This window comes from Streptomyces sp. NPDC020362 (genome assembly GCF_040642095.1).
GTDB lineage: Bacteria > Actinomycetota > Actinomycetes > Streptomycetales > Streptomycetaceae > Streptomyces.
In genome coordinates this window covers 16,040-29,092 of sequence record NZ_JBFAET010000002.1, presented here as the reverse complement: position 1 = coordinate 29,092, position 13,053 = coordinate 16,040, and the positions used below count along the sequence as shown (strand labels likewise).

Here is a 13,053-nt window from a genome sequence, read left to right as displayed (position 1 = left end):
GAGGCGACCATGCCGCATCCCGTCCTTCTGCTCGGGGTCGTCCGGCGGGCCGCGTACGGCGAGTTCGCGCTGGCGCGGATCGCCGCGGCCCACCCGGTGGTCCTGGCCGGCGCCACCCCGCCCGGCTGGGCGCTGCCCTACCTGGCCGGCCACATCGTGGCCGACCCGGGCCACGGGCCGGCCACGGCCGAGGCGGTCGCACGGCACGCGGCCCGGTACGGGGTCCGCGGCGTGCTGACCTGGGCCCGTGGGTACCTGCCCGCCGCCACCCGGATCGCCGCCCGGCTGGGGCTGCCCCGCATCCCGGAGGAGACCGCCCAGGCCTGCGCCGACCCGGCCGCCCTACGGTGCCTGCTGGCCCGCCGCGCCGTCGTGCCGGCCGGCCCGGACGACACCCAGGGACCGCTCGTCTCCGCCGAGACCGTCGTCCTCGACGACGAGGTCCGCATCGCCGCACTCACCCGTACGACCCAGGGTCCGCCGCCCGCCCGGCAGCCGCTGCGGCACGTCGTGCACGCCCACGACGGGCTGCTGCACAACCCGTTCCTGCGGCACACCGTGGAGCGGACCGTGCGGGCGCTCGGTCTCGCGCACACCGTCGCGCACATCGGTCTGCGGCTCACCGCCCGCGGGCCCCGGGTCACCGACGTCGTCCCGCACCTGCCCGGCGATCTGATCCCGCTGCTGGTCGAGCGGGCCACCGGCGTCGACCTCGCGCGGGCGGCCTCGGCCCTGGCCACCGGCGGACTGCCGGACGTGGCCCCGACCCGGCAGCGGGCGGCCGCGATCCAGTTCGCCTACCCCGCCACGACCGGCCGGCTGACCCGGCTGGACCTGGACCCGGCCGTCGCGTACGAACCGTCCGCCGAGCGCATGGTCCTCACCCGGCAGGCCGGCGACGAGGTCACGGCGGCCTGGCACGCGGGCCCGGCCGACCGGCTCGCCCACTGGGTGGCCGAGGGCGAGGACCCACCGGAGTGCGCCCGCACCCTGCAGCGCATGGCGGACTACCTGGACGTCGCCATCGGCTCGCTGCGACCACAGGTCGCCTGACTCACGGGAGCCGGCCCACCGTCCGCACCAGCCTCTCGGCGTCGCCGAGGACGTCGACCTCCCGGCGGCTCATCGTCGGATTGGCCGCCCGGCGCCGCAGGGCCTCGGTCAGTCCCTCGCCGGTGAGGCCGGAGGCGTCGGCGAGCAGTGCCGTGAGCACCGCCCGGGCCCCGTCGGCGAGCGGTTCGCCGCCGACGGCCACCTGGGCGAGGATCACCGCGGACATGCCCCAGTCGAGGCACGGCACCCCGTCCTCGGCGTTGGACCAGTCGATGACCCGCGGCCCGTCGGCGGTGAGCATCACGTTGTCCGGATGCAGGTCGAGGTGCAGTACCCGCGCATCGGGCGCGGCCGCGTCCCGGCCCGGTACGGCATGCAACCGCCGCAGCAGCCCGGCCAGCAGCGCACCCGCCTCCGCCGCGCCGATCCGGCCCTCGGCCAACGCGCCCAGCATCGTGGGCCCCTCCAGCCGCTCCATCACCAGGTCGGTGCGCGAGCCGGAGGGCCGCACCCGGGGCACCGGGTACCCGTGCCGTCGCAGGTGCTCCATCACGGACCCCTCCGCGGCCGCATCCCCCCAGCCCTCGCGGTCCCGGCGCAGCACCCACGCGTCGTCGATCTCGTACACGTCGGCAGAGCGACCCGACCCCAGCAGTTTCCCCGTTGTCGTCATGGCCGTGACCCTAGTCACCGCTGCCCTGTGCCCACAGCCACTCCTCGGCCCGTGCACGGGTGCCGGTAAAGTGGCGGGGTCGTCATCACACTCGTACGGGGGGAAGCCGGTGCAATTCCGGCGCTGACCCTTCCCCAACTCTCGGCTTCGCTCGAGCCGGGGAGACCCCAATCGTGAGCCGTCCGCCGGACGGTGAGCCGGACCGCCTCGCACGGGACGTGACCGGCTCGCGTGCGCGGCGGCCCGTCGCGCACGGCACCGTCGAGGTTTACGGAGCCGAGCCGCCCGGGGGTCCCCGTGCGCTGCCGGTTCCCCGCAGGAGAGGCAGTCGCCGACCATGAACGTCCGCCGCAGCGCCGCGGCTCTCGCCGCCATAGGCGTGCTGGCCACCGCCGCACCCGCCATGGCCGCCGGCCCGTCCCCCTCCCCGAAGCCGGCGATCCCGTCGGGGCTGTTCGGCAAGAGCGACCCGACCTACGACGGAGTGTGGCGCCAGTCGTTCGCCCTGCTCGCGCAGCACCTGGCCGGCGAGCGCCCCGCCGCCCCGGCCGTCAACTGGCTGGTCTCGCAGCAGTGCGACAACGGATCCTTCCCCGCATTCCGTGCGGACCCGGCCAAGCCCTGCCTGGGCAAGGACGGCGCCCAGCCGGACATCGACAGCACCGCCGCCGCCGTCCAGGCGCTGCATGCGCTGGGCGAGCACGACGGCGAGGTCCGCAAGGCGGTGTCCTGGCTGAAGGGGATGCAGAACAAGGACGGCGGCTTCGGCTTCGCCGTGGGCCAGCCGAGCGACACCAACCACACCGCCGACGTCATCGGCGCGCTCACCGCGGCCGGCGAGGACCCCACCGGGCTGCACACCAAGGGCAAGACCCCTCTTGATGCGCTGGCCAAGTGGTCCATTCCCTGCTCGGCGGACGGCGGTGGCGCATTCGCCTACCAGCCGGGCAAGAAGGGCAAGTTGGCCGCCAACGGGGACGCGTCGGCGGCCGGGGTGCTGGGCGCGCTCGGCAAGGGCTTCGTCGTCGAGCCCGGCAAGGCCCGCGACAAGGCCCCCGCCTGCACGGCCTCCGGCAAGCCCACCCCGGCGCAGCTCGCGGACAACGCCGCCGCGTACCTCGCCGGCGCCGTCTCCAGGACCGGCCATCTCACGTCCTCCCTGGCCGGTGCCAAGGACCAGCCCGACTACGGCAACACCGCGGACGCGGTCGTCGCGCTCGCCGCGACCGGTTCGACGGCGCAGGCGAAGAAGCCGTACGCCTGGCTGGAGAAGAACGCGGTGAAGTGGGCGCAGCAGAGCGGCCCGGCCGCCTACGCCGAGCTGATCTTCGCCGCGCACGCGATGGGCGAGGACCCGCACGACTTCGGCGGGACCGACCTGGTGCGGGCGCTCGACGCCACGGGGCCGACGCCGCAGAAGGCGAAGGCCGACCACTCCGAGGCGAAGCAGGCGAAGCACGACTCGGGCACGGGCGTCTGGTGGATCGTCGGCGTCGGCCTCGTCGCCGGCGTCGGCATCGGCTTCCTGCTCAGCGGTCGCCGGAAGCGGCAGCAGCCGTGACCGCCGTCCGCCGTGCCGCAGCCCTGCTCGTCGCCGCGCTCGTCCTCGTGGCCGGTGCTGCCGCCCAGGCGCAGGCCGCCGGTTACCGCTACTGGTCGTTCTGGGAGCGGGACGGCGGCCGCTGGACGTACGCCACCCAGGGCCCGTCGACCGCCCGCCCCGACGACGGGGCGGTCCAGGGCTTCCGCTTCGCGGTGAGCGAGGACTCCGCGGACGCGAACCGGCCGCGCGGCACGGCGGACTTCGCCACGATCTGCGCGGGCACGGCCGCGAAGCCGGGCACGAAGCGTGTCGCCCTGGTCATCGACCCCGGCACGGCCTCGGACGCCCCGTCCGGCGAGACGCCGCCCGGCCGCCGCACGGCCTGTGCGCGCATCTCCCCCGACGCCACGACGGCCGAGGCCCTGGCCGCGGTGGCGGGTCCCCTGCGCTACGACACGAACGCCCTGTTGTGCGCGATCGCCGGGTATCCGAAGAAGGGGTGCGGGGAGCAGATGTCCGCCGGTGGTTCGGAGAAGCAGGGGAAGCAGCAGAAGCAGCGGAAGCAGAATGGGGCGGACTCGGACGGTGGCCCTTCGCTGGGGTTGCCGATCGGCATGGGCGTCGTCGTGCTTCTGGGCGGCGCGGCGGTGTGGCAGGCGCGGCGGCGCGGGAATGGGTAGCGGCGGCGAGCGCCGTTCCCCTGCGGACCGCGGTGCGGTTGCGGGTCGCCGCGGCCGCGCGACTGCGGGCCGTCGCCCGACTGCAGGTCCGAGGTGGCTGCTCGCGCAGTTCCCCGCGCCCCTCGGCAGCCGCACCGCCGTCGGCAACATGCTCGACACGAACAAGCGTGCCCACCCCACCGCGGGCCGTCGCCCCACTGCAGGACCGAGGTGGCTGCTCGCGCAGTTCCCCGCGCCCCTCGGCAGCCGCACCGCCGTCGGCAACATGCTCGCCGCAGCCGCGGACGGTCGGTCCCACGTGGCCGCGGGGGATCGCTCTCGCGCAGCCTCTGGCAGTCCTGCCGTTGGGGCGACGGGGGTTCTCCCGCCCGAGCGAAGCCGGGAGTGGAGGAGGGCGGGCGCGGCGGCACCCCGTAGGCGGGGGCAAGCGCCCCCGCCCCCGGTCCGCCAGCAGCGCCGCGCGGCTCTTCACCCCGGGGCCTGGTGGCTCTGGTCCCTCGGTCTCGGTGCCGCCGCCACCCGTACCACCAACCCCCTCCTCCTCACCCTCCTCATAGCCGCCGCCGGCTACGTCGTGGCCACCCACCGCTCGACCGCCCCCTGGTCCCGCTCCTACACCGCCTTCGCCAAACTCGCCGCCGCCGTCCTCCTCGTCCGCCTCGCCTTCACGGTCGTCCTCGGCTCCCCCATCCCGGGCAGCCACACCCTGTTCACCCTCCCCGAAGTCCCCCTCCCCCACTGGGCCCAGGGCATCCGTCTGGGCGGCGACGTCACCGCGGAAGCCCTCCTCTTCTCCGGCTACAACGGCCTGAAGCTGGCCGCCCTCCTCATCTGCGTCGGCGCCGCGAACGCCCTCGCCAGTCCGGCCCGGCTCCTCAAGTCCCTGCCCGGCGCCCTGTACGAGACGGGTGTGGCGGTCGTCGTCGCGCTCACCTTCGCGCCCCATCTCGTCGCCGACGTCCAGCGACTGCGCGCCGCCCGCCGGCTGCGCGGCCGCCCCGACCGGGGCGTGCGGGGCCTGCTGCAGGTGGGACTGCCGGTGCTGGAAGGTGCGTTGGAGCGTTCCGTCGCTCTCGCCGCCGCGATGGATGCCCGGGGGTACGGCCGGACCGCCGAGGTCCCCGCCTCCGTACGCCGTACGACGACCGCGCTCACCCTCGGCGGCCTGCTCGGCGTGTGCGCGGGAACGTACGGGCTGCTCACCGCGGAGGGCGGCACCTACGGGCTTCCGGTGCTGGGCACCGGGGTGGCCGCCGCGCTCGCGGGCCTTCGCCTGGGCGGCCGCCGCACCCCGCGCACCCGGTACCGCCAGGAGCCCTGGGGCGTGCGCGCCTGGCTGGTCGCGGGCTCGGGCGCCGCCGTCGCCGCGTTGCTCTCGCTCGCCGCCGTACGCGATCCGGACGCGCTGAACCCGGGCGTCGTCCCCCTGGTGGCCCCCGCCCTCCCCCTGTGGCCGGCCGCAGCCGTCCTGCTCGCGCTGCTGCCCGCCTTCGTCGTGCCCAAGGCCCCCCATGACCCCAAGGAGCCGTCGTGATCCGCTTCGAGGAGGTCGCCGTCACCTACGAGGGTGCGGCCGAACCGACCGTGAAGGACGTGGACTTCGAGGTGCCCGAGGGTGAACTCGTCCTGCTCGTCGGCCCGTCCGGAGTCGGCAAGTCGACCGTGCTGGGCGCGGTCAGCGGGCTGGTCCCGCACTTCACCGGCGGCACCCTGCGCGGCCGGGTCACGGTGGCCGGCCGGGACACCCGTACCCACCGGCCGCGCGAACTCGCCGACGTGGTCGGCACGGTGGGGCAGGACCCGCTCGCGCACTTCGTGACGGACACCGTGGAGGACGAACTCGCCTACGGCATGGAGTCGTTGGGGCTCGCCCCCGAGGTGATGCGGCGCCGGGTGGAGGAGACCCTGGATCTGCTGGGCCTCGCCGACCTGCGCGACCGCCCCATCGCCACGCTCTCCGGCGGGCAGCGGCAGCGGGTCGCGATCGGCTCGGTCCTCACCCCGCATCCGCAGGTGCTGGTGCTCGACGAGCCGACCTCGGCGCTCGACCCGGCGGCGGCGGAGGAGGTCCTGGCCGTCCTGCAGCGTCTGGTCCACGACCTCGGTACGACGGTGCTGCTGGCCGAGCACCGTCTGGAACGCGTGATCCAGTACGCCGACCGGGTCGTCCTGCTGCCCGCTCCCGGCGCCGCCCCGCTGTTCGGCGACCCGGCCGAGGTGATGGCCGTCTCGCCGGTGTACCCGCCGGTGGTGGACCTGGGCCGGCTGGCGGGCTGGTCCCCGCTGCCGCTGACCGTGCGGGACGCCCGCCGCCGCGCCGGTGAGCTGCGCGAACGACTGACGGACGCCCACCCGAACAGGCCACGGCTCACCATCGGCGCCCAGGGACGGCATCGGCCGACGCCCGGCACCCGGGCCCCGGCCCAGCAACCGACGTCCACGACCGAAACCCAGGCCGAGCAACCGACACCCACGACCGAAACCCAGGCCAAGCAACCGACACCCACGACCGAAACCCAGGCCAAGCAACCGACACCCACGACCGAAACCCAGGCCAAGCAACCGATGTCCGCGGCCGGAGCCCCGCCGCGCGGGCCCGCGTCCACCGTCGAGACCCCGCGACAAAAGCCCGCGTCCGCCGTCGGGACCCCGACGCACAAGCCCGCGTCCGCCGGCGAAACCCTGCCCCAAACGCCCGCGTCCACTGTCGAAACCCCGACGCCCGGGCCCGCCCCCGGCACCGCCGCCCCGCGTCGCCGGCTGTTCCGGCGGGCCGTCGTGGCCGACACCGCCGGGCCCGCGCAGGTCGCCGAGGTGTGCGGGCTGGCCGTCAGGAGGGGCCGGATCACCGCGCTGCGCCACGTCGACCTGGCCGTGGCCCCCGGCGAGACGGTCGCGCTGATGGGCCGCAACGGTGCGGGGAAGTCCACGCTGCTGGGCTCCCTGGTCGGGCTGGTGGAGCCGTCCTCGGGCACGGTCCGTGTCGGCGGAGCCGTCCCGCACCGCACCGCGCCCCGCGAGCTGGTGCGCCGGGTCGGCCTCGTCCCGCAGGAGCCGCGCGACCTGCTGTACGCGGACGCGGTGGGTGCCGAGTGCACAGCCGCCGACCGGGACGCGGGGGCCGAGCCCGGCACCTGCCGGGCCCTGGTGTCCGAGCTGCTGCCGGGCATCACGGACGACACGCACCCGCGGGACCTCTCGGAGGGCCAGCGTCTGGCGCTCGCCCTCGCGGTGGTCCTGACCGCCCGCCCTCCGCTGCTCCTGCTGGACGAGCCGACCCGCGGCCTGGACTACGCGGCCAAGGCCCGCCTGGTCACGGTGCTGCGCGCGCTGGCCGCCGAGGGACATGCGCTGGTCCTGGCCACGCACGACGTGGAGCTGGCCGCCGAGATCGCGCACCGGGTGGTGCTGCTGGCCGACGGCGAGGTGATCGCCGACGGGCCGACGGCTGAGATCGTGGTCTCCTCGCCGTCCTTCGCCCCACAGGTCACCAAGATCCTGGCCCCGCAGCAGTGGCTGACGGTGACCGAGGTCCGGGAGGCCCTGGCATGACCGCCTCGCGGGCCCGGGTCCGTGCCGTCCGGCTCGGACCCCGTTCCCTCGCCACGCTGGTGCTGGTCAGTGCGGTGGGCGTGGTCGCCTTCTGCTGGCCCTTCCTGGCCCCGCCGGACTCGGGGCTCAGTGCGCACGCCGAGGACGCACCGTGGCTCTTCGCGGCTCTGCTGGTGCTGCTGGTAGCGGTCGTGGCGGCGACGATCTCCGAGTCCGGACTGGGCCCGAAGGCCGTCGCCATGCTGGGCGTGCTGGCCGCGACGGGGGCGGCCCTGCGCCCGGTCGGCGCGGGCACGGCCGGGATCGAGCCGATGTTCTTCCTGCTGGTGCTCAGCGGCCGGGTGCTCGGCCCCGGCTTCGGCTTCGTCCTCGGCTCGGTGACGATGTTCGCGTCCGCGCTGCTCACGGGCGGGGTCGGCCCGTGGATGCCGTTCCAGATGCTGGCGATGGGCTGGTTCACCATGGGCGCCGGGCTGCTTCCGGGCCAGGTCCGCCTGCGCGGCCGGGGTGAACTGCTGCTCCTGGCCGTCTACGGCTTTCTCGCGGCCTTCGCCTACGGCACGATCATGAACCTGGCCGGCTGGCCCTTCATGGGTGCCCTGACCTCGAACATCGCCTTCGACCCGCACGCTGCGGTGCCCGTCAACCTGGCCCGCTTCGCCGCCTACTGCCTGGCCACCTCCATGGGCTGGGACCTGGGCCGGGCCCTCTGCACGGTCGTCCTCACCCTGGTTCTCGGCCCGGCGCTGCTGCGGGCGCTGCGCCGGGCCACCCGGAGGGCCGCTTTCGAGACCGCGGTCACATTCGACGCACCCGCTGAGTGAGGGACCGTGTCCATGCTGTGAGGCGTGGGGTGAAGCACCCCACATGACGCAGGTCACCTACGATCAGCGATCGTTGACCCGAATGTCCGAGACATCCCCTCGTGCACCCCTGCCGACCTGCGCATTGAGAGCCACGCCACACGAGCGACCTTTCCCCTCGATCCGGCCACAACTAGTAAAAGGGGTCATTGCGGACCCGCTGCGAGGCTGGTTCTGTGGACGACGTCGCCAGGCGCCACGAACCCGAACGGGTCGCGGCGCCGCCGTATGGGCCATCGCGTGAAGCACGGCCCGGACATACGGGCGATCCCCTGTCCCCGACGCAAGAGGTTCTCCGTGTCCGTCTCCTTCATCCGCCGCATCGCCTCCCCGAAGAAGGCCCTCACCGCCGCCGCCGTGGCCGCCGCCACCGCCGGTATGGCGCTGGCCGCGGCGCCCGCCCAGGCCGCCACGACCGAGGCCTCCTCCGCCCAGGCGATCGCGCACAAGATGATCCCGGACGCCGCGCAGTTCAACGCGTTCAGCAAGATCGTCGAGCACGAGAGTGGCTGGAACCCGTCCGCCACCAACAGCTCCTCCGGCGCCTACGGCCTGGTCCAGGCCCTGCCGGGCTCGAAGATGTCCTCGGCCGGTTCCGACTGGAAGACCAACCCGGCCACCCAGATCAAGTGGGGTCTGGACTACATGAAGTCCCGCTACGGCAGCCCGGTCCAGGCCTGGAGCTTCTGGCAGGCCAACGGCTGGTACTGAGCCACCCGGCTCCCGGCCCCCAGACGCTGGGCCGCCGCGCCGCCGAACGAGCGCGCGACGCCGGCCGGCGCCGCCCGGTAGGACCCCGTGGTCGACGGGCCCCATGTCCTGCACCCGCACCCTCGCCCCCCGCCGGGCGAGGGTGCGCGCGCATTCCCCGGCGTTGCCGATCGGTACGCCGGTGTCGCCGTCGCCGGCGTACAGCCGCACCGGCACGTCCGGCTTCCCGTCCGCCGTCGGCGACGGCGGACGGGAAGCGCGGCGACGGCGGCGAGCAGCGCGACGGCCGCGACGGCACCGCCCTTCCGGATAGGCCGACCGGGCTGCTTGCCCCCTGATACGCGGGTGATTTCGCCTGATGTGCGCATGTCTTGTGTCATGCCCGAAGGCTGCGGACGCAGGCTGCGCCGGAACATCCGAGCGTCCCCACCCCCCGTGGTGGACCTGCCACCACCCCGCCCGTCCGGCCGACCGGAGGACCGATGACGACACCGACGGCGGACCCGGAGGAGCGCGGGGTGCGGCTGGTGGTCGTACTCCTGGCGCTGACGGTGGTCAGCGGCCTGATCGACGCGGTGAGCTACCTGGGCCTCGGCCGGGTCTTCACGGCCAACATGACCGGCAACGTGGTGGTCCTCGGCTTCGCCGCCGCCGGCGCCCCCGGCTTCTCGGTCCCGCACACGGCCACCTCGCTGGCCTGCTTCCTGCTGGGCGCGGTGGCCGGGGGCCGCATGGCGGCCCGCTGCAACGACGGGTCGCGCCGCAAGTGGACGCGGCTGACCCTGGCGGCGGAAGCCCTCCTGGTCGGCATCGCGGCCGCGGTCGCCTTCGCCCGGCCGGAGACGAACGGCACCCGGTACGCCCTCATCGCCCTCACCGCGTTCGCGATGGGCCTGCGCAATGCGACGGTCCGCAAACTGCGCATCGCCGATCTGACGACCACCACGGTCCTGACGATGACCCTGACCGGCCTGGCCGCCGAGTCCCGCCTGGGCGACGCCACGGGCCGCCACTCCCTGCGCCGCGCGGCCGCGGTGGTCGCCATGCTGGCGGGGGCCTGCCTGGGCGCCTGGCTGGTGCTCCGCCACGGCCTGGCCCTTCCGCTGCTGCTTGCGGCGGCGGCCTCGGGGGTGCTGGCGGTGGTGGCCTCGGGGCGGGAGTGAGCGGCGCGGACCTCGGGGGAGGCAGGAACCGGGCATAGGGTCGGGCGTGTTCCTGCCTCCCTCGGGGCGGGCCGGCGGTGCCGGGTGCCGTCGGCCCCGATCACGGGTCAGGCCGTGGTGACCCGGAGTTCCTTGACGCCGTTGATCCAGGCCGAGCGCAGGCGGCGGGGATCGCCGGCCAGGCGCAGCGACGGCATGGCGTCGGCGATCGCGTGGAAGATGAGGTCGATCTCCAGCACCGCGAGGGACTTGCCCAGGCAGAAGTGCGGGCCTCCGCCGCCGAAGCCCAGGTGGGGATTGGGGTCGCGGGTGATGTCGAAGTCGTCCGGGGACGCGAAGACCTCGGGGTCGTGGTTGGCGGAGGCGTAGAAGAGGCCCACCCGGTCGCCCTTCCCGATGTGCGCGCCGCCGAGTTCGGTGTCCTGGGTGGCCGTGCGCTGGAAGGCGTTGACCGGGGTGGCCCAGCGGACGATCTCCTCGGCCGTCGTCGCCGGACGCTCGCGCTTGAAGAGGTCCCACTGCCCGGGGTGGGTGAGGAAGGCGTGCATGCCGTGGGTGATGGCGTTGCGGGTCGTCTCGTTCCCGGCCACCGCCAGCATCAGCACGAAGAAGCCGAACTCGTCGGAGTTCAGGTTGCCCTCGTCCTCCGCGGCCACCAGCGTCGTCACGATGTCGTGGGCCGGGCACTGTTTGCGCTCGGCGGCCATGTTCATCGCGTAGGCGATGATCTCGGCGGCCGACTGCGCGCCGACCTCCTCGGTGATCGCGTACTCGGGGTCGTCGTAGGCGATCATCTTGTTGGACCAGTCGAAGATCTTCGACCGGTCCTCCTGCGGTACGCCGATCAGCTCGGCGATGGCCTGCAGGGGAAGCTCGCAGGCGACCTCGGTGACGAAGTCGAACGGGCCGGCATGGGCGCTGGCCGCCGCGACGATCGCCTCGGCGCGGGACCGCAGGCGTTCCTCCAGGGCCCGTATCGAGCGCGGGGTGAAGCCGCGTTGCACGATCTGGCGGACCCGGGTGTGCTCGGGCGGGTCCATGTTCAGCAGGATCAGCCGCTGGGCGTCGATCGCGTCCCGCTGGATGTGCTCGTTGAAGCGGATGATCGCGGTGTTGAGGCACGAGGAGAACAACTCCGGGTGCGTGGAGGCGTACTTGACGTCCGCGTGCCGGGTCACGGCCCAGTAGCCGTCGTCGGCGAAGCCGGCCAGCCCGTGCGGCTGCGCGATCCAGCGGACCGGCTCGGTGCGGCGCAGCTCGGCGAACTCCGGGAAGGGCACGCGGTGGTGCAGCAGGTCGGGATCGGTGAGGTCGAACCCGTCGGGCAGCGCGGGGCAGTGCATCGGCGACTCCCGTCGTCCGTGCTGACGATCCGTACTGACGACCCGTCTGACGGCTCATCAGGAATGCAGGCTGCCGTGAAGGTAGTAACGGGTTCTACAAGTGGCAAGACATGCGGCGCCCCCAATTGCGTGCGAAATTCGTGCAGATCGCGACTTCCGGGGCTGCACAACCCTTGCGGCAGTGGACACGATGTCAGCAGACTGCAAGCAGAACTAGTACGCGTTCTAGTTCTGCGTGGCGGGCGGGCCGGGACACCCCCACGCCGCGCGGGCGACCGAGGAGAGGACGCACCCCCATGGCCGCGGAACCCGTGATCGTCGAAGCCGTACGCACCCCGATCGGCAAGCGCGGCGGCGCGCTCGCCAATCTGCACCCCGCCTACCTCCTGGGCGAGACCTACCGTGAACTCCTCGGCCGCACCGGCATCCCCGCCGACGCGGTCGAGCAGATCGTCGGCGGCACGGTGACCCACGCCGGCGAGCAGTCCATGAACCCCGCGCGCACCGCCTGGCTGACCATGGGCCTGCCCTACGAGACGGCGGCGACGACCGTCGACTGCCAGTGCGGCTCCTCGCAGCAGGCCTCGCACATGGCGGCCAACATGATCGCCGCCGGCGTGATCGACGTCGGGATCAGCTGCGGCGTCGAGGCGATGTCACGGGTGCCGCTCGGCTCGGGCTCCAAGCACGGGCCGGGCAAGCCCTTCCCCGACGAGTGGAACGTCGACCTGCCCAACCAGTTCGAGGCGGCCGAGCGGATCGCCCGGCACCGCGGGCTGACCCGAGAGAACGTGGACGGGCTGGGCCTGCTCTCGCAGGAGCGGGCGGCGGGCGCCTGGGCGGAGGAACGTTTCAAGCGGGAGACCTTTGCCGTGCAGGTGCCCACCACCGAGGAGGAGCAGCACGCCGGGCAGGGCATGTGGCGCCTGGTCGACAAGGACGAGGGGCTGCGCGACACCTCGCCCCAGGCCCTGGCGGGCCTGAAGCCCGTGATGCCCACGGCCGTCCACACGGCCGGGAACTCCTCCCAGATCTCCGACGGCGCCGCCGCGATCATGTGGGCCTCCAAGCGGATGGCCCGGGCCCTGAAGCTGAAGCCGAGGGCACGGATCGTCGCCCAGGCCCTGGTCGGTGCCGACCCGCACTTCCATCTCGACGGCCCCATCGACGCCACCAGGGCCGTCCTCGGCAAGGCGGGCATGTCCCTGAAGGACATCGACCTCGTCGAGATCAACGAGGCGTTCGCCTCCGTCGTGCTGAGCTGGGCCCAGGTCTTCGAACAGGACCTGACCAAGGTCAACGTCAACGGCGGCGCGATCGCCCTCGGCCACCCGGTCGGTGCGACGGGCGCCCGCCTGATCACCACCGCCCTGCACGAACTGGAGCGCGCCGGCAAGGAGTTCGCGCTCATCACGATGTGCGCCGGGGGCGGGCTGGCCACCGGGACGATCATCCAGCGGCTATAGGACGGC

At 73.9% G+C, this 13,053-nt stretch carries 11 protein-coding genes; 9 read left to right on the top strand and 2 right to left on the bottom strand.

All coding sequences use genetic code 11. From position 1 onward, the window contains the following. Window positions 1-9: 9 nt before the first annotated feature. Window positions 10-1,053: a hypothetical protein gene (locus AB0H32_RS01355; protein WP_361112331.1), complete on the top strand. Its 1,044-nt coding sequence runs from the start codon at window positions 10-12 to the stop codon at window positions 1,051-1,053. 1 nt (window position 1,054) lies between these two features. On the opposite strand, the gene AB0H32_RS01350 is transcribed toward AB0H32_RS01355, so the two are convergent. Then, window positions 1,055-1,726, bottom strand: coding sequence for a phosphotransferase (locus tag AB0H32_RS01350; protein WP_361112329.1), 672 nt, complete (start codon window positions 1,724-1,726; stop codon window positions 1,055-1,057). A gap of 337 nt (window positions 1,727-2,063) precedes the next feature. Between AB0H32_RS01350 and AB0H32_RS01345 the strand changes: the two genes are divergently transcribed. The 7 genes from AB0H32_RS01345 (at window position 2,064) to AB0H32_RS01315 (ending at window position 10,238) form a co-directional block, all read left to right on the top strand. Next, window positions 2,064-3,287, top strand: coding sequence for a prenyltransferase/squalene oxidase repeat-containing protein (locus AB0H32_RS01345; RefSeq protein ID WP_361112326.1), 1,224 nt, complete (start codon window positions 2,064-2,066; stop codon window positions 3,285-3,287). Continuing rightward, window positions 3,284-3,949: an SCO2322 family protein gene (locus AB0H32_RS01340; RefSeq protein ID WP_361112323.1), complete on the top strand. Its 666-nt coding sequence runs from the start codon at window positions 3,284-3,286 to the stop codon at window positions 3,947-3,949. The genes AB0H32_RS01345 and AB0H32_RS01340 overlap by 4 nt, the downstream gene beginning before the upstream one ends. A gap of 148 nt (window positions 3,950-4,097) precedes the next feature. Next, a complete protein-coding gene (locus AB0H32_RS01335; RefSeq protein WP_361112320.1) occupies window positions 4,098-5,483 on the top strand; it encodes a CbiQ family ECF transporter T component in 1,386 nt (461 codons plus the stop codon). Continuing rightward, window positions 5,480-7,501, top strand: a complete 2,022-nt coding sequence (locus AB0H32_RS01330; protein WP_361112317.1) for an ATP-binding cassette domain-containing protein — start codon at window positions 5,480-5,482, stop codon at window positions 7,499-7,501. The genes AB0H32_RS01335 and AB0H32_RS01330 overlap by 4 nt, the downstream gene beginning before the upstream one ends. After that, entirely contained in the window at window positions 7,498-8,325 is an 828-nt protein-coding gene (locus AB0H32_RS01325) for an ECF transporter S component (protein WP_361112314.1), read from the top strand. The genes AB0H32_RS01330 and AB0H32_RS01325 overlap by 4 nt, the downstream gene beginning before the upstream one ends. 336 nt (window positions 8,326-8,661) lie before the next feature. Next, on the top strand, window positions 8,662-9,075 hold the full coding sequence (locus AB0H32_RS01320; RefSeq protein WP_361112310.1) for a transglycosylase SLT domain-containing protein: 414 nt from the start codon (window positions 8,662-8,664) through the stop codon (window positions 9,073-9,075). Between the two features lie 482 nt (window positions 9,076-9,557). Then, window positions 9,558-10,238 (top strand): YoaK family protein, encoded by a 681-nt coding sequence (locus AB0H32_RS01315; RefSeq protein WP_361112307.1) that lies wholly within the window; start codon window positions 9,558-9,560, stop codon window positions 10,236-10,238. A 107-nt stretch (window positions 10,239-10,345) separates the two neighbouring features. Here the strand turns inward: AB0H32_RS01315 and AB0H32_RS01310 are convergent, their stop codons facing one another. Continuing rightward, window positions 10,346-11,581: a cytochrome P450 gene (locus AB0H32_RS01310; RefSeq protein ID WP_361112304.1), complete on the bottom strand. Its 1,236-nt coding sequence runs from the start codon at window positions 11,579-11,581 to the stop codon at window positions 10,346-10,348. A gap of 296 nt (window positions 11,582-11,877) precedes the next feature. Here AB0H32_RS01310 and AB0H32_RS01305 point away from each other — a divergent pair, with 296 nt between their 5' ends. Continuing rightward, a complete protein-coding gene (locus AB0H32_RS01305; protein WP_361112300.1) occupies window positions 11,878-13,047 on the top strand; it encodes a steroid 3-ketoacyl-CoA thiolase in 1,170 nt (389 codons plus the stop codon). Window positions 13,048-13,053: the final 6 nt, after the last annotated feature.